The organism is Acinetobacter stercoris, from assembly GCF_900323515.1.
In the GTDB taxonomy this organism is placed as follows: domain Bacteria; phylum Pseudomonadota; class Gammaproteobacteria; order Pseudomonadales; family Moraxellaceae; genus Acinetobacter; species Acinetobacter stercoris.
The window spans coordinates 1-21,093 of the sequence record NZ_OOGT01000013.1 but is presented as its reverse complement, the minus strand read 5'-3'; the positions used below and the strand labels follow the sequence as shown (position 1 = coordinate 21,093).

21 protein-coding genes are annotated in these 21,093 nt (G+C 37.0%); 12 read left to right on the top strand and 9 right to left on the bottom strand.

What is annotated here, in order from left to right; genetic code table 11:
- Positions 1-81 precede the first annotated feature (81 nt).
- On the top strand, positions 82-1,272 hold the full coding sequence (locus KPC_RS02550) for an MFS transporter (RefSeq protein WP_121972867.1): 1,191 nt from the start codon (positions 82-84) through the stop codon (positions 1,270-1,272).
- A gap of 53 nt (positions 1,273-1,325) precedes the next feature.
- Here the strand turns inward: KPC_RS02550 and coq7 are convergent, their stop codons facing one another.
- Together coq7 and KPC_RS02540 are read right to left on the bottom strand one after the other, a co-directional pair.
- The gene (gene coq7 / locus KPC_RS02545) at positions 1,326-1,961 is read right to left on the bottom strand and encodes a 2-polyprenyl-3-methyl-6-methoxy-1,4-benzoquinone monooxygenase (RefSeq protein ID WP_121972866.1); all 636 of its coding nucleotides are present in this window, start codon (positions 1,959-1,961) and stop codon (positions 1,326-1,328) included.
- A 2-nt stretch (positions 1,962-1,963) separates the two neighbouring features.
- Positions 1,964-3,283: an MFS transporter gene (locus KPC_RS02540; RefSeq protein WP_121972865.1), complete on the bottom strand. Its 1,320-nt coding sequence runs from the start codon at positions 3,281-3,283 to the stop codon at positions 1,964-1,966.
- 182 nt (positions 3,284-3,465) lie between these two features.
- Here KPC_RS02540 and KPC_RS02535 point away from each other — a divergent pair, with 182 nt between their 5' ends.
- The 3 genes from KPC_RS02535 (at position 3,466) to KPC_RS02525 (ending at position 12,073) form a co-directional block, all read left to right on the top strand.
- The gene (locus KPC_RS02535) at positions 3,466-6,171 is read left to right on the top strand and encodes an autotransporter assembly complex protein TamA (RefSeq protein WP_121972864.1); all 2,706 of its coding nucleotides are present in this window, start codon (positions 3,466-3,468) and stop codon (positions 6,169-6,171) included.
- A 31-nt stretch (positions 6,172-6,202) separates the two neighbouring features.
- On the top strand, positions 6,203-10,711 hold the full coding sequence (locus KPC_RS02530; RefSeq protein WP_121972863.1) for a translocation/assembly module TamB domain-containing protein: 4,509 nt from the start codon (positions 6,203-6,205) through the stop codon (positions 10,709-10,711).
- Between the two features lie 153 nt (positions 10,712-10,864).
- Positions 10,865-12,073 carry a tyrosine-type recombinase/integrase gene (locus KPC_RS02525; RefSeq protein WP_121972862.1) on the top strand — a complete coding sequence of 403 codons (1,209 nt, stop codon included), beginning with the start codon at positions 10,865-10,867 and terminating at the stop codon, positions 12,071-12,073.
- Here KPC_RS02525 and KPC_RS02520 read toward each other — a convergent pair.
- The 7 genes from KPC_RS02520 to KPC_RS02490 all read right to left on the bottom strand — a co-directional run bounded on the left by KPC_RS02520 (position 12,070) and on the right by KPC_RS02490 (position 16,470).
- A complete protein-coding gene (locus KPC_RS02520; protein WP_121972861.1) occupies positions 12,070-12,345 on the bottom strand; it encodes a helix-turn-helix domain-containing protein in 276 nt (91 codons plus the stop codon). The two genes, KPC_RS02525 and KPC_RS02520, sit on opposite strands and share 4 nt — an antisense overlap.
- Positions 12,346-12,375: 30 nt before the next feature.
- On the bottom strand, positions 12,376-12,585 hold the full coding sequence (locus KPC_RS02515) for a hypothetical protein (protein ID WP_121972860.1): 210 nt from the start codon (positions 12,583-12,585) through the stop codon (positions 12,376-12,378).
- 10 nt (positions 12,586-12,595) lie between these two features.
- Positions 12,596-13,291 (bottom strand): Sak single strand annealing protein, encoded by a 696-nt coding sequence (locus KPC_RS02510; protein ID WP_121972859.1) that lies wholly within the window; start codon positions 13,289-13,291, stop codon positions 12,596-12,598.
- On the bottom strand, positions 13,291-13,734 hold the full coding sequence (locus KPC_RS02505; RefSeq protein ID WP_121972858.1) for a hypothetical protein: 444 nt from the start codon (positions 13,732-13,734) through the stop codon (positions 13,291-13,293). Before KPC_RS02505 ends, KPC_RS02510 begins: the two co-directional genes overlap by 1 nt.
- Positions 13,735-13,946: 212 nt before the next feature.
- Positions 13,947-14,480, bottom strand: a complete 534-nt coding sequence (locus KPC_RS02500) for a DUF4411 family protein (protein ID WP_121972857.1) — start codon at positions 14,478-14,480, stop codon at positions 13,947-13,949.
- A gap of 2 nt (positions 14,481-14,482) precedes the next feature.
- Positions 14,483-15,604, bottom strand: coding sequence for an ImmA/IrrE family metallo-endopeptidase (locus tag KPC_RS02495; protein WP_121972856.1), 1,122 nt, complete (start codon positions 15,602-15,604; stop codon positions 14,483-14,485).
- Positions 15,605-15,777: 173 nt separating this feature from the next.
- Positions 15,778-16,470, bottom strand: coding sequence for a S24 family peptidase (locus tag KPC_RS02490; protein WP_121972855.1), 693 nt, complete (start codon positions 16,468-16,470; stop codon positions 15,778-15,780).
- Positions 16,471-16,573: 103 nt separating this feature from the next.
- Here KPC_RS02490 and KPC_RS02485 point away from each other — a divergent pair, with 103 nt between their 5' ends.
- The 8 genes from KPC_RS02485 to KPC_RS02450 all read left to right on the top strand — a co-directional run bounded on the left by KPC_RS02485 (position 16,574) and on the right by KPC_RS02450 (position 21,008).
- Positions 16,574-16,762, top strand: coding sequence for a hypothetical protein (locus tag KPC_RS02485; RefSeq protein WP_121972854.1), 189 nt, complete (start codon positions 16,574-16,576; stop codon positions 16,760-16,762).
- Between the two features lie 8 nt (positions 16,763-16,770).
- Positions 16,771-16,980 carry a hypothetical protein gene (locus tag KPC_RS02480; RefSeq protein ID WP_228212129.1) on the top strand — a complete coding sequence of 70 codons (210 nt, stop codon included), beginning with the start codon at positions 16,771-16,773 and terminating at the stop codon, positions 16,978-16,980.
- 28 nt (positions 16,981-17,008) lie between these two features.
- A complete protein-coding gene (locus KPC_RS02475) occupies positions 17,009-17,311 on the top strand; it encodes a hypothetical protein (RefSeq protein WP_121972853.1) in 303 nt (100 codons plus the stop codon).
- Positions 17,308-18,258: a helix-turn-helix domain-containing protein gene (locus KPC_RS02470; protein WP_121972852.1), complete on the top strand. Its 951-nt coding sequence runs from the start codon at positions 17,308-17,310 to the stop codon at positions 18,256-18,258. The genes KPC_RS02475 and KPC_RS02470 overlap by 4 nt, the downstream gene beginning before the upstream one ends.
- Positions 18,259-18,660 (top strand): DUF559 domain-containing protein, encoded by a 402-nt coding sequence (locus KPC_RS02465; protein WP_121972851.1) that lies wholly within the window; start codon positions 18,259-18,261, stop codon positions 18,658-18,660. It abuts the gene before it with no gap.
- 4 nt (positions 18,661-18,664) lie between these two features.
- A complete protein-coding gene (locus KPC_RS02460; RefSeq protein WP_121972850.1) occupies positions 18,665-19,153 on the top strand; it encodes a hypothetical protein in 489 nt (162 codons plus the stop codon).
- A gap of 677 nt (positions 19,154-19,830) precedes the next feature.
- A complete protein-coding gene (locus tag KPC_RS02455) occupies positions 19,831-20,421 on the top strand; it encodes an SRPBCC family protein (protein WP_121972849.1) in 591 nt (196 codons plus the stop codon).
- A gap of 272 nt (positions 20,422-20,693) precedes the next feature.
- On the top strand, positions 20,694-21,008 hold the full coding sequence (locus tag KPC_RS02450) for a hypothetical protein (protein ID WP_121972848.1): 315 nt from the start codon (positions 20,694-20,696) through the stop codon (positions 21,006-21,008).
- The last annotated feature ends 85 nt before the right edge of the window (positions 21,009-21,093 follow it).

The following is a 21,093-nucleotide window of genomic DNA, read 5'->3' as shown; positions in this document are numbered from 1 at the left end:
AGTTTATCTTTAAATTTGATCTCTATATAGTCAAAAAACAATTCAAAACATTTAAATGAATTCGAAAAAATTGAGGTCAAAATGACAAATATAGTTCCCACAATTTCAAATGATTCTAAAGTTCATCAGAAAAATCAGTGGATTGCAGTTTTATTGATTGGATTATTAACATTTGCAAATGTGACAACAGAGATGCTACCAATAGGTCTCTTAACTCAAATAGCAGAGAGTTTTGATTCCTCTACTGGTGAAATGGGAGGATTGATGTCTATTCCTGCAATTATTGCCGCTGTATTTGCTCCCGTTGTAGTTCTATTTTCAAGAGAAATAAATAGAAGATTCTTAATCTTATTTTTAATTGTTTTGCTGATCCTTGCCAATTTTATGGCAGCGGTATCTTTAAATATGACCTGGTTGTTGCTTTCGAGGGGAGTCGTTGGATTTTGTATCGGTGGAATATGGGCTATAGCTGGTGGCTTGGCAACGCGTTTGGTCAGTCCTGTGGCTGTTGGATTAGCAACATCAATCATTTTCGGAGGAATATCTGCTGCTTCTGTTCTTGGTGTCCCGTTTAGCATATTTATCGGTAATCTATTGGGATGGAGAGACTCATTTTATATCATGGCATTATTTTTAATTATATTATTGATCTTTAGTTACTTTTTCATACCCTCATTACCTGCAAAAAATACTGCAACGGTAAAAAAGTTTATAGAACAACTGTCAAATAAAAAAATTATTGTGGGTTTATTGATCATATTATTTTTAGTATCTGGTCATTTTATGGCTTTTACCTTTGTACGTCCTGTATTACAAAGCCTTCATCAGTTACCCACTCATTATATAGGAGTCGCATTATTTTTTTATGGAGTATTTGGCATTTTAGGTAATTTTATCCTTGGATTGGCTTCATCAAAAAAATTGAAAATAACCTTGATCGTTATCATCTTAGGTTTGGCTTTTTCCATGATTTTATTTTCAAATTCTTGGGATCACTATTTTGTGGGGTTGTCTATATCTTTATTAATATGGGGATTTGTTTATGGAGGAGTATCAGTTTCATTAATGACATGGATGATGGTATATGCATCAAAAGATTTGGAAACAGTGAGTGCCTTGTATGTTTCAGTATTCAATATAGGTATAGGTCTAGGCGCATTTTTAGGAGGGATCATTATTGATTATTATGGTCTTATCACCAATTTAAGAATAACTTCAGTGATTCTTTTTCTGACAATAATATTTATCTTTATGGTGAAATCAGAGAAATGAAATATTATTTATTAGGCAATAATTAAAGCCCACCTTAAGTGGGCAAAATTATTTCAAATATAATAACTTGTTTTCGTCATTAATTTTGAAATGGCAGTCATGGTAATACGAACAGGTAAAGGCAAATCCACACCGCCAGCTTTTAATGCTGTATCACGATGATGTAACTCATCCTCATCCATTTGCATCAGGATTTTACGGGAACGTTCATCCTGTGGAGGAAGCTGAGAAATATGATGTTGTAAATGTAAACTGACCTGACGCTCAGTTTCTGCAACAAATCCCAAGCTATATTTATCACCAGCAATACCTGCTAAAGCACCCATGCCAAAGGAAAGTCCGTACCAGACAGGATTAAGCAGACTCGGAATGCTATTGAGTTCTTTTAAACGATCTTCACACCATGCAAGGTGATCTTGTTCTTCAATCGCAGCAAATTCCATTTCACGGCGTACATTTGGGAGTTTCGCTGTTAAAGCTTGCCCATGATAAAGGGCCTGAGCACAAACTTCACCGCTATGATTGACACGCATGAGTCCTGCAACATGACGTGCTTCACTGACACCGAGTTGTGATTCTTCATCCTTACCAGGATTTTCACGATGTGCAGATGTGGCCCCCGGCACCAAGCTACGTAAGGCTTGGTCAAAAGAATTGATGAGTTTGTCTATGCTTGTATATTGACGCATAGTTAATCCTCCAGAGAGATTTGAGTCGTGGCAACTTTTGGCTTAAGACGGATGAGCAACCACGTTGTAAAAATAGCACTTAAAACAGCTGTGATACAAAATAGTATTTTCATGTCAATTTTCAAAACACTTAAAATTATAATAGAGAAAATTGCAGAAGCCACCATAAATATAGCATTAATAATATTATTTGCAGCGACAACACGCGCACGGTGCGAACGTGGTGCATAGGCTTGCATCATGGCATAAAGTGGTACGATATAAAAGCCACCGCTAATACCTAATAATGTTACAGCAAGCATGACATGATAATATACTGCACCAGAACTAAACATATCTGATACACCGAGCAAGTCACCTGTACGTTCAGGCAGGAAAGCCATACTACCTGCAAGATAAAATGCAAATACAGTAAGCCCAATTGCACCGATTGGCACCATTTTGATATTAACCTCAGAACCACCAATTTTGCGGCAGAGTAGAGAACCAATGCCAATACCTACCGAGAATAATGTCAGGAGTAGACTTACCACATTTTCACCAGCATGTAGGTATTGTTGTGTGAGTTGCGGAATTTGGGTCAAATAGGTCGCGCCATAAAACCAGTACCATGAGTTTCCAAGCAAAACAAGAAAAATCAGGGGGAGGCTTTTTGCGTATTTTAAGGTTTGAAAACTGGTTCTAAAAAAGTTCCAGTCTATTTCGAGATCTGTTGTTGAAACCTGTTGCTTTAAAATGAAGCGACTACAGATATAACCAATGGCAGCAATTGATAACACTGTCAGACTGATCCAGATCATATTACCCTGAGATAAGGAAATCACTGCGCCACCCAGAATCATCCCGATTAAAATTGCAATTGAAGTTCCTGATTGAAAAAGTGCATTGCCTGACATCAACTCATTTGGTTTTAAGATGTCAGGTAAAATGGCATATTTAATTGGGCCAAAGAAAGTGCTATGAGTTCCCATTAAAAATAGTGCTATCAGTAATAACCATAAGTGACCTAACATAAATCCAGCTGTTGCAATCAACATAATGATGATTTCTAATATTTTGATCATGCGTACTAAAAATGATCGTTCGTATTTATCTGCAATCTGTCCGGCCGTCGCGGAGAAGATAAAGTAGGGTAGAATGAATAATAAGGCTGCGAGATTATTTAAGGTACTCACAGAGGCGGATTGTTGTTGTATCCATCCATAGGTTATGACTAACAACAAGGCTTGCTTATAGACGTTGTCGTTTAATGCCCCAAAAAACTGGGTTAAAAACATAGGTAAGAATCGTCTAGTGCCTAAAATATGTTCAGTTTTTTCCATTGGTTTTGAGCTTCTGTAAGTTATATTAAAAACATGACGAATTTGTAACAGTACAATGCATCATCTTTGTGTTAGTTTTATCATTGAATTGCATGAAAAATCCAATAGATTAAAATGTGTTTTGGGATAATATTACACGTATGTTCCAATATTTATAGAAATAATCCTATTTAGAGTTTGAGATGCCAGTACAAGTCAAATTCAAGAAATCGATGCTTGCCGAGTGCTTGCATGTATTTTTTAGCACAAATGATATGAATAAATTGTTATGTGCGGGTATTTTTTTGGGAATATTTAGTACATCTGCGTATGCACAGGATGTACCATCGATCAATTCAAATACTTCCATCCCTCTAAATACGACAACAGCCGCAACTTCGGATGCGGCATTGGCTTCTGATACTCAATTGGCTCAAGACAAAATCAAAGATGCTTTAAAAGATCAGCAATCTGATGTTGATAGTCAGCAGATGTTACAAGAGCAACAAAAAAATCAAAATAATGATGCGTTCAAACCTATCCAGTTTGAAGACTTGGAAAATCTGCCAGTTACGCCAGTTGATCAATCTATGGCAGATGAAATCTATAAGGTTGCAGAGCAGGCGAAACAAGAGGCGGATACATTTGGAGCAGGAGCTGGAGCGAAAGCAGATCAGGTCATTAATGATGCGACATCGCAAGAAGTTTCAGAGCTTACACAGGCTCCGGTAAATGTTGAGCAGTTAATGCATTCTATTCAAGCTGATAATAAAATTGAAGTCGAGCGCAATGAAACAGGGAGAACACTTGCAAATCTGGACGCTGCGGATCATTCCAGTGAACCAGAAAAGAAACCTGGTTTTTTTCAACGTATTATCGATCGGTTTAATCCACGCAAATCAACCAATGAAGCTGCACCTAAAATATCTGCAACTGTAACAGGTGCACCAGATATACTGGCAAACAATATAAAGGCTAAACTTTCAGCATTTACAGTTGAGTCATTTTCTGACTATAACTCGGCATTACCTCAAATGCGTAGTTTAGCCAGTCAGGCAGCTCAAGCGGTTGGCTATTATAATGCACAGTTTAAATTTAGTAAGTTAAATGATGCTGAGGTTAAAGTTGAAGTTACACCAAATGAACCTGTTAAAGTCAAGGAACAAAATCTAGACTTTTCTGGTCCTGGCGCAAACTTACCGCAATTCCAGGTTATTAAAGTATTACCTGATTTAAATACAGGTGATATTTTTAATTCTGGTTTATATGAAAAAACCAAAACCAGAATATCTGATGCTGCAACCAATAATGGTTTTTTTGATTCATACTGGCGTCTGCATGATGTGAAAGTCGCTCAGCCAGAAAATACAGCAAATATTAATTTAAGGTATGAAACTGGTAACCGTTATAAAATTGCGGGTGTACAGTTTAAAATGAGTGATCCGAACAAACCGTTACCAATCGATCTTGAAGTACTCAAAAAATTAGCGCCTTGGAAAGACGGTGACGATTATGCTTTCTGGAAAGTAAACTCTTTAGCAAACAATTTGACCAACTCACGTTATTTTAATTACACACTTGTAGATGCGATAAAGCCTGACCCGATAGAACATCCTTTGGAGTTGCCCCCTGATCTTGAAAAACTGGTCGAGGAAGAAGGTATTTCAGAAGCTGATCTTTTAGGCTCAGCTTATAAGCCCAAAGCTGTAACATCTTCAAAGGAAGTTACCCAGAATGTGGTGAATGAGGATCAGTTTGCGGGAGTAAAAGATAAAGAGACGAATGCAAATTTATCCCGTTTACAGGCACAACAGGAAGAGCAAAAATCTGAAGATGAGCGCTTAAAAGATCAGGCTCGTGAAGATCAAAAAATTCCAGTGATAGTGACTTTGAATGCTGATCGACTGAACAATGTTGAAGCGGGTATTGGTTATGGTACGGATACAGGCGTACGTTTAAGAACCCAGTACCGCCGTTCGATTGTCAACCGTCATGGTCATTCATTTGATGCGAACATGGAGTTATCACAAATCCGCCAATCTATAGAAGGTCATTATAATATTCCTTATAAACATCCTCTAAATGACTATTTCGCTTTGGTAGGAGGATATGAGCGTGAAGAGCGGGATGGTGTCGGACCAGATATGGGCTTGACCACCGAAACTGCTGTTGCTGGTATTGACCGGATTATTAAAAACCCACGTGGTCAGTGGCAACAGACTTATGGGCTTCGTTATCGTCTGGATCGCTTGAAGCAAAAAGGAGCTGTGAATGAGGAAGATATTCCGGACTCATTTAAAATTCCAGGTGCGCAAGCAGAGCAACAGTCTTTATTGATTGGTGCGGAATTATCTAAAACGGATAGTAACAATCGACTGAATCCGACTAAAGGTTTTAAACAGAGTTATAAACTGCAACTGGGCAGTGATGCGGTGTTGTCAGATGTCAATATGGCAATCGTAAATGCAGACTGGGGCTTTATTTATTCTTTAGGGAAAAATGATGATCACCAATTTGTTGGCCGTGCAGGTGCAGGTTATATCTTTACCGATGACTTTGAAAAAGTACCTTATAACTTACGTTTCTTTGCTGGTGGTGACCAAAGTATCCGTGGTTTTGATTATAAGAGCCTGTCTCCGATGGAGTTCGGTTATAAAGTGGGTGGTCAGGGGTTAGCAATTGGCTCCATGGAATATAACTATCAGTTTAAAGAGGGCTGGCGTGCTGCAATTTTTAGTGATTTTGGTAATGCATATGATCAGGACTTTAAAAATGATACCCAATATAGCCTAGGTCTGGGAATTCGCTGGAAATCTCCAATAGGACCTATTCGTCTGGATGTTGCTTCTGGTATTTCAGATCCAAATCATCCGATACGATTACATTTCTTTATTGGTTCTCAATTATAAATTTAATATAGACAGAATGAACGGGAAAAACATGGCTGAGACAGAGCAACAAGATTTAACTCCAATTCCACCAGAACAGAAAAGTAAGTGGTTACGTAATACTTTGCTGGTATTGGCATTATTGGTAGTGCTTATTGTTTCAGCTCTGGTGGTAATGATTACTACGGATAAAGGTAGTAAGTTTCTGCTTGATCGCGTTGCTTCCAGTCAAAGTATGATTCATTACGAGTATGAAAAAGGTAATTTACTTCAAGGGATTGTACTTAAAAATATTCTGGTCACCTTGACCTCGGTAGATGTAAAGATAGATAGTGCCGATGTATCGTTAGGCTGGCGTGCTATTTTAAATAAAGAAATACATTTAAGCCATGCCGATATTCGCAACTTAAAAGTGATTAACAAAGCACCACCAAGTCATGAGCCGTTTAAGTTTAGTCCAATAAAACTTCCCTTTATTTTACGTATAGATAAAGCTGATGTAGATGTATTGGAAATCCATAATGGCAGTACGAATGTGCCATTTAAGGATGTGCATCTAGAAGATGCTCTATGGTCAGGTACAGAGTTAAGTTTTAAAAATACCAGTCTGGATATGGGGTATCTGGCTGTTAAAGATGCTTCCGGTAATATGAAATTTGAAGGTAAATATCCTTTGAATGCCAAAGCTATTGTCAATTTACCTTCACTTGAAAGTTTAAATGTGCATGATATATACCTGCATGCTAGAGGAAGTCTGGATACACTGCGCGCTGGTGTTGCGACAACAACGCCTGATTTATTGACAGGTTGGGCCGTGTTACATCCAGTACGTGATCATGTTCCAATGCAGGGTGCGTTGCTATTTAAAGATTATCATTGGCCATTGTTACTTGATCAAAAACTTCTGTCTAAAAATGGTATAGCCAAGTTTCAGGGGAACATCGAAAAACTGAATCTGGATATTAATACAGATATAAGTGGTACTAATATTCCAGAAGGTCAATATACAGCACTAATGCATACAGATTTAGTTAACCAGTTGAACATTGACAACCTGAATGGACAGTTGATGGGAGGGGCTGCAAATCTGGCAGGTATTGTAAGCTGGAAAGATCATGTCTATTGGGATATCAACGGTAGACTAGACCGATTAAACCCTAAAGATAAAGTTATTCCTCAGGTCGTGCAGGATTTTTTACCACCTGGTCTGGATGCTAATCTTGCATCAAAGGGTGAGCTTAAGAACGGAATGCATTTGAATGCAAATCTGGATTTTGATAAATATGAAAACTGGGCATTACAACTAGATCAGGCAGAGCCAAAAGGTAAAAAAGAAGCGCCGATGTTGTTGGATGTAAACTGGAAAAACATTGATCGTGCTGTACCGTATGTGGGGTGGTTAAGTAGCGAGTCTGGGCATGTAAATCTGGCACTTGTTGAAGGTAAGCAGGATATTCAGGTTACCACCAATGTTCGTCATAATGAAAAAGGCTCTTTACCTGCTGGGCAGTACCTTGCAAAACTTGATCTGGTTAAGGATACACTGCATGTACCAACATTTACCTATACTGCGGATAAAGGCTCTTTGTCTGGAAATGCTGTTGTTGAATTGCCAACAGAAAAGCGCCAGTTAAAGTGGAATGCCTTGCTGAATGCAAAAGATTTTAATCCACAATCTGCTGTTGCTGAAGCACCTGTCGATTTGCTAAATGGGCAAATCAAAGCCAACGGATATGCTTTGCCAAATCAACAGATTATTCAGTTAAGTGCAATTGATCTGAGTGGTCGAATTGCCAATCAGTCATCTTCTGAAGTGGTCAAACTCACAGGTAAAAGTACAATCGCATTGCTATTTAATGACGAAAAAAGTGGTGGAGCATTTAGAAGCTTTGCAGTCAACTATGATGGTGCACTCAATGCGCAAAAAATGCAGCAAGGTAGTGGACTGCTGAAGTTTAAAGTTTCAGGAACACCAGAATTTCTTAAAATTGCTGAATTACAACATGCAGGTGTTGCAGGACAAGTTTTAGCAAATGGCATGCTGCATATTAAAGATGGATTTGGTTGGGATATTAATGCTTCTTTAGTGCGATTTAAGCCGCAATATTTTGTGTCTAGTATACGCGGAGAAGTGTCTGGTAATGTGAGAACACAAGGGACTTGGTCTGAAAATCTTAAAAAGGTTATGGTTGAGCAGCTTAACCTTGCAGGTATGATCAATAACAAGCCATTACGTGGGAAAGGGAATCTGGCACTGGTTCTAAATTCAAACCAGAAAGGTTTTTTACCACAGCAGTTTGAAGCAAATAACCTGTTCCTGAGCTATGCACATAACCAGTTGCAGGCAACAGGAAATGCACAAAACCTACGTATCAAACTCAATGCACCAGCATTATACGAGCTTTATCCTGGGCTACGTGGAAGGGCTTATGGTGAAGTTAATGTCCAGTCACAACCACGGATTACTGCTAGTGCCAATATTGCAGCGGATAATCTTGCAATCAACTCAATCAGTTTAAAAACTTTACGGATACAAGGTCAGCTACCAACCTCGGAAACAGTACCATCACAACTTATTGCCAGATTTGAAACGCTAAGAAGTGGTAATCGTGAAATCCAGCATGGTGAGTTAGGTATTCGAGGTACACGGAAAGCGCATATTTTACATTTACAAGGTTGGAACTATTACACCAAGTTTTATGTTCAACTTGCAGGTGGTTTTAATGCCCAAAATAACTGGTTAGGTCAAATCCAGAGAGGTGATTTTGACTCCGTTCGTGCACATTTATTACAACAGCAAAATGCTCCTGTTATCTATAATACAGCTAAGTCTGAATTGTATGTAGGTGCACATTGTTGGGCGAGTAAAGAAAGTCAGTTATGTTTTGACCAACCTATTCGGGCTAGTAAAGCCAAAGGTGATGTTTCCTTTGTCACTAAAAATCTTGATTTAAATGATTTTGCTGCCTTTATGCCAGAAGGGCTTGCAATGACTGGTAAATTAAATGGTTATGCAAAAGCAGCATGGGCAGAGGGTGCAAAACCAAAACTTGATGCAAAACTCATTACCCGTGATGGTGTGATTGGTTTGACTGCTGCTGATCCGCAGGATCCTGCATCAACGATGAATTATGATGAATTGAGCCTGATTGCTAAAAGTGTTAGTGATGGTTTATTACTTCGTTTTGATGTAAAAACTCCTAACATTGGTGCGGGATATGCCAGTGTGATTATAAATCCATATGCTGATAGCAAGCCTATGCATGGTGAGGTTGCATTTGATCAGGTACAACTTAAAGTCCTTAAACCATTCATTGCAGATGTAAGGAAGATGGATGGTACCTTGTCACTTGCAGGAAAAATAGGAGGCACGTTAACTCAACCTTTGTTCACTGGTGGTTTACGTTTGAAAGATGGCGCGATCAGTATGATTTCTTTGCCAGTCAATCTAAACAATATCCAATTGTATTCAAACATTCAGCAAGATCATGCTGATATAAATGGCGCATTTAACAGTGGTCGAGGTGTTGCTAAGTTAACAGGTAATGTTGACTGGAAAAATGATCCGAAAATTCATTTGAACCTGAAAGGAGACCGATTGCTTGTTCGTCAGGCTCCTTTGATCACTGCATTGGTAACTCCAGATATTACACTGGATGCATTGCCAATGAACAAGCGATTAGTAGTGAAAGGTTCTACTGATATTCCTCGTGCCTTGATTTCCATGCCGGAATCTTCTGCTACTGTTGTAAACGTATCTCCTGATGTTCGCGTTGTTAAAGAAGGTCAGGATCAGTTAGCCATTCTTAAGGCAGCTAAACCTTGGGATATCAATGCTGATGTTGATGTCAAACTTGGTGATCAGATTATTTTCCAGGGTTTTAATAGTCGTATACCACTTGTGGGACGTGTGTATTTGTCACAACGTGGTTCATCAACGGCTATGCGTGCCAATGGTGCTATTGGTGTAAGCCAAAAAGTAGCAATTGAAGCCTATGGGCAAAGCCTTGATCTTAACCGTGCTATTGCGCGTTTCAACGGGCCACTTGCTAATCCAACCCTTGACATAGATACAACTAAATCCATTCAGGGAAGTACTGTTGGTGTACGTGTAACTGGTACAGCATCAAGTCCACAAATCCAGATCTATAATGATGCTGGGCTTTCAGAACAAGAGGCATTGAATGCCTTGATCACTGGACGCATCAATGATGGTTCAAGCAGTTTAAGTAATGCAGAAGGCTTTAGATCAGATGTGAATAACACAATTGCAGCTGCAGGGATTAGCTTGGGCTTGGGTGGAACGCGAGCCTTTACTAACCAGCTTGGTAAAACATTCGGTTTAAGTGGATTGGCACTTGATGCACAGGGCACAGGTACAGATACGCAAGTGAGTGTAACAGGCTATATTACTCCTGACTTGTTTATTCGTTATGGAGTTGGGGTATTTACGCCAGTAAATAAATTGACTTTACGCTATCAAATGAATAAACGACTCTATTTGGAAGCGAGTCAATCCTTAGAAAAAGCGATTGATTTGTTTTATAACTGGCGATTCTAGGTTTGTTGAATGTGGTGTGGTTTTAAGCCATTGTTAAATATAGGATAATTTGGTTTAAAATCACACTATTAAATTCAAATGTAGACTATATGTAGACTGGTGGGGCTTTCTAGCTTAAAANAACCGTATTAAAAGTTGTTTTGTGAAAATTAGATGAAATTTAATAAGACAAATATAGATGCTATTCAATTAACTGAGCAGGGCCAAGTAATCTATCGAGATTCTGATCTCATTGGCTTTGCTGTACGAGCAACAACAAAAAGTAAAGCCTATATTGTTGAAAGAAGACACGAGGGTAAGCTGTACAGAGTGACATTAGGTAAAACAAATGAGATAACTGTAACAGAGGCAAAAAAGCAAGCACAAACTATTCTCGCTGAAATCTCAAATGGTACGTATAAAAAAAAGAATCAAGTGGATAATAACAATCCAACAGTACATGAAGCATTCGATTTATATTTAAAGCACCGTAAACTCAAGCAACTTTCAATCCAAACCTACAATCATTGTCTGGATAAATTTTTGTCTGATTGGAAGACTANAAAAATATTTGATATAACTAAAAATCAGGTTTTTGATAAGTTTTTGAAACTAAGTGAATATAGCGAATCTCAAGCGAATTTGACTCTAAAAATGTTTGGTTCAGTATGGAGGTTTGCTCAGATCCATTTCTCTAATGATGAAAACCCAATTATTAAAAATAATCCTGTTAACGTTATTCCTGCAAAACGTGGGTGGAATAAGATTAAGCCAAGAACACGACATTTAACAGAAGACCAGATTACTACCTACTATAACGCTGTCATGAATTATAAAGGTGATGGTATTTTATATGAGAATAGCTTCAAGAATTCAGTACGTGATATGGTTATTTTTGCAATGTATACAGGTTGCAGAAGAGAGGAAGCTCAAGGTCTAAAATGGGAGAATGTTGATTTAGAGCAAGGCGTTTTTGTCTTTAAAGATCCTAAAAATGGTGATGATCATATCTTACCAATGGGGGACCATCTTTTAGAAATAATTAAAGAGAGACATAGATTAAAAGAAGGTATTTATGTCTTTTCAGGGCATGCAGGTAAAGGGAATGAGGGTGGATATATTCGTACACCAAAAGGTCTTTTTGATGCTGTAGAAAAAGAAATTGGCATTTATGTTTCTATGCATGATCTACGCAGAACTTTTGCGACGATCTGCAATAATCTTGATTATGGGCAATATACAATTAAAAGACTTCTTAATCATAGATCAGGTGCTAAGGATGATGTCACTGGAAGTTATATACAGGTATCTATAAAAAAATTACGGCTTGCAATGAATGATATTGAAGCCGTGTATCAAGGAAGGCTTAATCCATTTGACTAAGCCGATTTTGATAGCTGTGCAGTATTTAAAACCTTTCTGCTGTCTCTATAGTTAATTACGTCATTTTTTGAGTAGGCAACAGTACGCCCAATTTTAGTGTACGGGATAGCACTATCATGGCATCTCATACGCTGTAATGTGTGAATCGAACAATTAAGAAATAAAGCAACAACTTCCTGCGGGAACATTTGCTCATTGGGTGCATCTATAAACCTTGTGAGTAAATCTTCTTTTTCAGATTGAGTCATTTGATCTAGTGTTTTTTTAGCCATCTAACTTTTCTCCTAAAATAGTAGTATTAATCATGCGGCAAACTCTGTCATGGGTTGGAATCTCTCACGGCGAGCTTTGTCCTGATTTTGCAAAAGCTTTACCTGGACAGACTCGATCATGAGGTTGCTTGCTCTAACTGCTTCCTTAGCAGCTAACCCATTTACTGCCTCAATACGACCTTTAATTAATCCAACGCCGTGGCAGGTTTTTGCTTCATATGACCAAATATAAGTTTTCATAATAATTATCCTAAGAATGCATTTGATTGTTTTGTTGAACGACATTTTTAGTAGTAGTTGGATTTGGTTTCCAACCCATCATGTCTGCACGTGCACGGCAAGCGTTAGTGATTCCAGCCTCATAAGTAGTACCTTTAAACCGTTTCATTGCAGCATTTAAAATTTCAGTATTTGGTGCTTCTTTAATTGCAGCTAGGGCATCGTTATATAACTGTGCTTGTGTCCGTTTAGGTTTTTGTGTTTTTGTGGCTTGGGCAGAGGAGGCTGTATTCTGATTTTGAGATTGGGCAGGGATTGATTGTTTTTCTTCTTCTGGAAGATCTTCACCAGCATAGATATATAAACCCAATCCATGAGCAGCAATCCCTTTAACTAAACAACGCATCATTGCGCTATTAATATCAAAGGCATTTGGTTTAACTATGGCTTTGTTTGAGTTGTTCATAACAGGCAAGAACATATAAATACTTTTACCAAACATAGTTACATCACAGTGAACCATCATTGTTCCATCGGAAAATATGGTTGGCTCTCTAAACACCCAGTTAGTGAGTGGATCAACTTTCATTGCTTCACTTACAGCAAAAGTCCATGAAAGATAGGTGAATCGACCTTTCTTTTCTGTGTGTCCGTTAACATTAATTTTTGCCAATTTTGTGAAATTATTTTCTTGCTCATTGACTGGAGCATTATTTAATTCGGTCATTACATATTCTCCGCTTCAACAAGTTGATTTTTTTCGATATAACCGCGGATAAGCTCCTTGACCTGGATAACATCGTTGTGATCAGTGAAATCACGGAATTCATTTCCTTGAGTATCTTTAATTCCATCTATGGAAAGGTCTGTAATGTCTACAGCAGTAAATTCAGAACCAGCCACGCCGTAGTTATCAGGATGGGCTTTATATTCAAATGAAACCTGAACTCGGAAATCATCAAGTTTGATTACGGCGATACCTGCAGTGTCTGATTGAATAGCTAATGACTGCACACCCACAACAAATGGATCTTGTTTTGAAAGTGTAGAAGGGGTGTAGCTGTATACAGGTTGGTCTTTACAGTAACTTAGGCTTAAAGCACTGAGTACAATTGCGGATGTACCAAGTGTTACCCGAAGGCTATTGATTGGATTTAACGTTACGTTCATAATTCACCTGTTGTAAGTGAAAAAGCACATCGGAAGGTAAGAGAGTCGATGTGCTTTTTTGTTGTTCGTGAGATTTAGTTTAGTAAACGAAACAAAAACAGTCAATAGTTTATTTTTATTTCAATAAACAAAATTTATTTTTATAAACTTTTATTTTTTGTTAGACAAAAGAAAACCCGCGTAGGGCGGGTTGTTTAGTAATTTATACTTATTTAAAAGACAAATCCAAGTTTCAAAAATAAATCAGACCAATTGCCACATTCTATATTGAGTTTTTCGCAAATATTTGGAATTTTCATGTTGCGAGTATGAGATTTATTCTCCCAGTTGAAAAAAGGTGTGCGCTGTTCACAGGTTATGACGCATGTATCTACACCATAATGATATGCTAAACTAATTACATCTAGATCAGCGTAGTTATCTTTCATTACATGCTGGGAACTCCTTGATGCCTCATATTTTAACAACTCTTGTTTTAAGGTTAGTATTGATGAGCCATGTTCATTTGGATTTATTTGGTGTACACAAAAACGATCAAGAAAAGCAATGAATACTGATTCATCATATTCATAATCTGTAATTTTTTGCTCAATCTCATGTAAGACAGCTTCACACATATAAAATTTAATTTGGTTTGCTGATTTACAAGCTTCCAAAGAGCTCCAAATTTCCAAAAATATTTGCTCTGGATAGGTTCTATAACACAAGTCTAGTACAGCATTTGTATCTAAGCTAATTTTAATCATTATTAGAAGACCTTTTGCTGTAATTCTTTAAAAGCGGCAGGCTTTGATGTTTTGTGAAACCCAAGGATATCTTTTGCAGTATTTGATGATATACGTTCTTGCCACATTGCACTCATGACTTTTTCAACAAAGCTGTAGCCAAAATATTTTAAAACCATATTCTCCTTCTTGGAGCCAAACCCCCCGCTACTTTCTTTAGGTTTGATATAATCCAAATAATCAGTGAGTTGATCCTGATTTATCAATCCAAGCATTTTTAACTGTATAGCAATAGCCGCTTTGCTTGCTTTGGTTTTTTTCCGAATAAGGACAACATTCTCTTCTATAGTTAAATTTTCATTAAAGCAGTTGTTTACAATATTTTTAGGTGCTAATACATAGCCTGCAACCTTGTCGCAATATCTTTCAAGTGTGTGATTAGATTCCAATAAGCGACCGTCAAAAACGCTATTTCCCAAGCCTAAATGAACAAGCTCATGGATTAGAGTGAATAGTTTTCTAGATTGAGATTGTCCAGAGCTGAAAATAGCAATAATAGGAGCAGTGTCAAAATATAAACACATTCCATCTGAGCCGAATTTTTCGCGTCCTCTATCAATAACTACTACATCCATTAGCTCTACAATATCTCTCCAAGAGTTAAAATAATCATCCTGATTTTTGGTTTTTTTACTATGAGAATAAAAACCAAAGTAGTCAATTATTGATTGGGCATCTTCTTCAGCATCAATACCACCAAGCTTTAGATCAAAAGGTTTTGGCTCTTCATTTAGAGAATCCAATATTGATATAAAATTATCCCTAACTTGGCAAAACTCTTGTATTAAAGCATTTTCTTTATATTTTTCTTCAGGGATATCTTGATGATTCCTAAACTCAATTATCTCTGGTGTATTTCTCTCATAAAAAAAATCATTAGTAGTTAAGTAAACTGTTGGAACAAATAAAGCTTTCGAAATATTTTCTAATTGACTTAACCTAAATACCTCGGTGTCATCCAGTGCTTTATTGATTTTATTTATAGAAATTTTAGTTAAATTGGCAAGTTCACTCGCTGACACATTCATGTCAGTCATATAGCGCTTTAGCGCATCTGGTGAGTGTTTAACCAATTCAATAATCATTAGTTTTTAAAAGCCCTTTAGAGATAGCAATTAATAGTATACAAGATTTGTTTTAGCATTTGCTAAATTCAGCGCAATTAAGAGTGAATGCTATAAACTCGACAGAGCAGGATCCCAAATTCTTTAAGCCACCCAACATGACTTTAGGATTGTGTTGGGGGGGTATTTAATTTTTACCATCTTTCCATAGTAGAAATTTGCCAAACCCATCCAATAATATGAAAGTCCTGTTTTTTGATCTCTTCAGCAGTTAATTGAATTTCAGGGAATTCTTCTGAATTATCTGAAACAATTCGAACACCACCAAAAGGTAGGTTATACAAGCGTTTACAATAAAATAATCCACCAATGCAAACAGCAAAAATTTTACCGTCTTTAATATTTTTACGTCCTAAATCGACATGAATTGTGTCACCATCTTTGATTGTTGGTGACATTGAATCGCCTGAAGCTATTGCGGCCACAGCATTTTCTTTGGTGATTGTTAAGTTTCTTAGTGTAGATTTTGACATGCGCAATTTGCGTGTCTCATTAGCAATAGCTTCACCAATAGATCCCGAACCACAAGCAAAACTAAAATCCTTAAAAAACGGTATTTCTACTTCATCATCATCAAGTGGGGTTGAGTCATCCCATGTTTCAATCTGTCTAAAGCCTTCTGGTAATTCTGTACCAGTTAGTATCCAATCAGGTGTTGTTTTTAGTAGCCTAGCTAGTGAAAGTAGCCTTTCCCCAGATGGTGTGTTTACCCCACTTAACCAATGAGAGACAGCACCTTTACTAGCCCCAGTTGTATTAACTAAATCCTTATGTTTTAGGCTCAATTCGGCCATTCGAGTCTGAATTCTATCTGCGGTGCTACTCATAAGTTTATAACCCTATATCTTGTTTAAAATAATAAACACCTATATTGACTTTGTCATAAACATATAGTTTACTAATATAAACATTATTGTTTAGAGTAATAAAGTGAACATTGATGACTTAAAAGCCTTCTACAAGGCAAAAAGCGATGCTGATTTATCAAAAAAATTAAATAGGCCTCGTTGCACTATTTTTTTCTGGAAAAAAAATGGTATCCCTCCTCGCACGCAAGCAACTTTTGAAGTCTTAACAGAAGGCAAGTTGAAGGCTGATCGAAAAGTTCTTTCTGCATAGGAACTCCCATGACCAGAAGAAACACTAAAAAGAATGCCTCTCTAACTACCCATATGCCACTGCATAGAAAAGAGCAGCTTATGAAACTGGCTGAACTACAAAGGGCAGGACAGGGAGCTAGCGAATACGTATATGAGAACCTAATCATTCCTCATCTCGAACAAATTGAAGCTGAGACCAAGATTAGACAAAAAATATTCAGTTTAACAGAGATTTAATAAATCTATAAGTAGCGGAGCGACCGCAATGAATAGCCAGTTTAAAAGTCAGCGTGAATATAGAGAAATTCAACGTATTCAATCTTATTATGAACCTGCATTAAAAATTCTGAATGAAATTTTTGAAAAGAAAAAACTCAATCTTCGTTCAAAAGGCTTTGACGAAAAAAATGCAGCAGTGACTAAAGAAGAATTTTCACAACTCATGGCACGGCGTTTTCGAATTACTCAGTGGTACGCAAAGCAAATCATCACAAGTTTGGTGAATTCCAATAGTGTGGAATCTTTCATGGGCTATGTAAAACCCAAATACAGAGAGGATCGATCATGAGCCTTGATGCCAGTAAGTGGGCTTGGGAAGTCAGAATACCCGTTAAAAAGGGTGGGGCTTTAAAACCACTTAAAAAATTAGTTTTACTTTCACTCGCTGATCGTGCCTGTGAACAGCATTGTGCTTATCCGAGTATGACCAGACTGGTCGAAGATACCGAAATGGATCGTAAAACAGTCCTAAAAATTATAGATGAACTGATTGAAGATGGGCTCATTATCGATACTGGTGAACGTAAGGGAAAAACCAGACAGGTCAAAGTCTATCAATTGGTCGGTGTAAATGGTCGTGAAACAGTACCAACAATGGCACCCTTAAAAGCAGAAAATACTGATTTAAAGAGTACCAACAGTGGAACAGTTCCAACAATGGAACAGTACCAACAATTCCATGAAAGAGTCCCAACAATTCCGTCAAAGAGTCCCAACGTTGGGACACGGAATCTATCAAAGAATCTATCAATAGAATCTAAATATAAAAAAGATTGGCTTTGCTTTAAAAAACTTCGTGAAGAAATGTTTTTGGCTGATGACAGTATCGATTTTGAATTTGTTACAAAATCAAGATGGGCAGAACGTGAAAAACGCGCCTTCGAAATTTACAATGCTGGAAAGAATCTCTGTGATGATCTGATGAATTATTACTTCGCTGACTGGCTGATTCAGGCTTACCGAACAAAATATGCCAATCATCAGGAAACTGGCCACACAAAACGAGCAGGGCAAAACACAGAAATAAATTCACTGTCTGAAAAACAGATTTTCACCTTTGCCAGCAAACTGGCTCACCATCCTGAGTTTTCAGGCAAGTTTGGTGAACCAGGAGAATCCTACGAAAAACTGGCAGCACGTATCGCCATAAAATTGGAAAACCCGAATACTGCCAAAAAATGGGAACCCTATTTAAAACAGGTTGGATTCACTGGAAATCTACGAGGTGCAGCGTAAGTGTCTAGTATCTCAATCGCTGAATACAAAAAACTGTTTCCCCAGCCACGGCGAACCAGTACAAAACGCCGTAGCCAATCAAAGGGGGAGAGAGCGATTAGTGAGGGTGAAGCAACCCTGATCCAGCATTTCAAGGCACATAACATCATTTTTAAACATGAGTTTCAGTTCAACCCAAAACGTAAATGGAGAGCAGATTTTCATATTTTAAATACAAAAATTCTTATCGAGGTAGAAGGTGGTGTTTGGAGCAATGGCAGACATACCAGAGGCAAGGGTTATATTGCCGATATGGAGAAATACAACTCAGCTATGGCATTAGGCTATCAGGTATATCGATATAGCACTGAACAGGTAAAGAGTGGCAAAGCGATTGAAGAGATTAGGCGGTTAATAGGGTGAATATATGAATGCAGCAGTAACGATAATGCAAGCGACGGATTGGAAAAAATACAGTTTTGAAGAATGGTGCCGTCAATTAGGGGCATGGATCAATGGCGATAATGAAACAATGGTTCGAATTGTAAAAACGATGCCCACCAAACGTATTACACAGAAGCAAAGAGAGCAGTTGCTTGCTATGTATATGAATGATGAAAATTTAAAAGATCGGCTATGTGTACGTCGTAAGGGGACATGTTGCGAGCTGGATAGCAATGAAGCACGTGCAATTCAAAGATTATTTTTAGATATCCAGCTAATTGAAGATGAAATTTTACAGGAGTGGATATCATCTGTTTGGTCACATCATGTTTTAGGTAATTCATTACGTGATATTGCAGCAAGTTGCGAAATTCCAGTTAATCAGGTTCGCCAAGATTTAAAATGCGGTTTAGCTTTTATTAAATGTCGCTATTCACACTTTAGTTTTGAAACTTTTAATAAAACCACTTGAGTGTGCGCACAGGTTATGGCATATTTGTGATAACTTGGCGATTTATGTATTTAACCGCCATATTTAAAGCTCGCATTTTGCGGGCTTTTTTATTTGCTTTACAAAACTCGTGTTATAATTAAAAAAACAGATTACTTAGGTCTGTTGTTGTAGAGGGATGCATAGGTGGTTCAGTTCCACTTGTAGTGCTAGGATTAGTTGCCTTTTGCTTATCTTTTTTGTTGTCTTGTTTAACTAACTATTCAACTGTTTCATTAAGTTTGCTGGAGGATCCTATGGTAAAAAAACATTCAATTATTGCTTTATCAACGTTTGTAAATGGCGTGGCAATTAATCTGTTTAGTACTCAGCTTGTAGCAGTGCAGACCTAAGTGATTTAATTAAAAGCTCATCTCAAGATGGGCTTTTTTACATTTTAAAATTGAGAATACAATTATTACTTTCAAAAAAGTTATTTTTAGAACAATGAGTTTCAATTAGTTTGATCAAGCTAATATCGTTATTTGGCTATAATGTACGTAATCACTATATTGGTGTTTTTTTTTGTAGCTATCCTATTTTTTTAGGGAAGTGTTTAGTTTTCTGTCATTTTTTATGTTTTGAGAAAAATTTGGAACTCAAGTTAAAGTAAAAAATACTTTATATAAGATGATCATATAATTGAGAGGTTTGTATTTGTGAGACGTGCGTTATTTAGTGTTATGTTGGGCATGTTTTTAATAAACTCTGTAAATGCTGAACTAGTGGACAACACAAAATTTGTCAATCAGCCAGAGAACAGCACAGAGTTAGACTATTCGACTGGTGGCTATGCCATCGTAGAAATTAATCGTCCTGTATCCGAAGTATTTAATATTCTAACGAATGTAAATATTTGGCCTGATATTAATAAAGGTGTAACTCAAAAAATTACACCAGAGATCATACAGATTTCTAAAAACACCAAATTTAAAGAAACTATTTCTAGTCCTATTCCTGGTATCAATGATTGGACTAATGAATGGAATGTTGATGAATTTATTCCTAATAGGAAGTTTGTAATTTCTGGTCTTGAAACGTTTTCTTCAGTTCCGATTTATTCTCGCATTACATACGAATTTTTGGAAAAAACCAAGAGTGAAACGACTTTTAAAAGGACTATAGAAGTCTCTCTTGATAAAAAGTTTATTCAAGGAACAACAAAACAGGAAACCGAAGCTCTATATAGGTTTTTAGGATCTCAATGGGAAATGGCGAATCATCTTAAAAATTATATTGAATCAAAATAAGGAAGTGTTCTTTATTATAATTTGATCAAATCCGCCCCCTCATTAGGGGGAATTTTGCCGAACGGATTACGGTGTATAAAACCCTGCCAACACACATGTTATTGGTGGGGTTTTGTTTTTATACAAGCCAAGAAGATGGAATGTTCTATATTTATTTAAAATTTATAATTAATTTATGTCAAAACAGTTGCTATAATAGTTAAATATAGCTTTGTTTTTAATTTTGTTTAAACAATAAATAATTTGTTTAACTTTTGAGCGGGATTTTTTATATGAATAAAATGTTATTATTGCCTTTATTACTTTTAGTTTTTACTGGTTGTGCTGTAAGTAATGATAAAACACAAGTGAAGGGGCTAGGTTTGACTTATCACTCAGATGTTAAGCAAGATAGTGATGGAAACTATGTGGTGGCTGTTGAAGCTGCTCCATTTGCTGGCCGAAAAGGTGGAGCTGAAAGCTATGCGATTAAAAACGCCACAGATTATTGTTCGAAACATAATAAGAGTATGAAAATTATTAAGAAAGAAACTGATTCAAATTTACTAGTAAATGGTGTTGCAAAAGTTACTTTCCAATGCACCTAGTCGTCTCTAAATCAAATTAAAAAAACCTCCTTCGGGAGGTTTTTTTAATGGGTGACATTATTAGTATCAAGGTATTCTTAAGTAC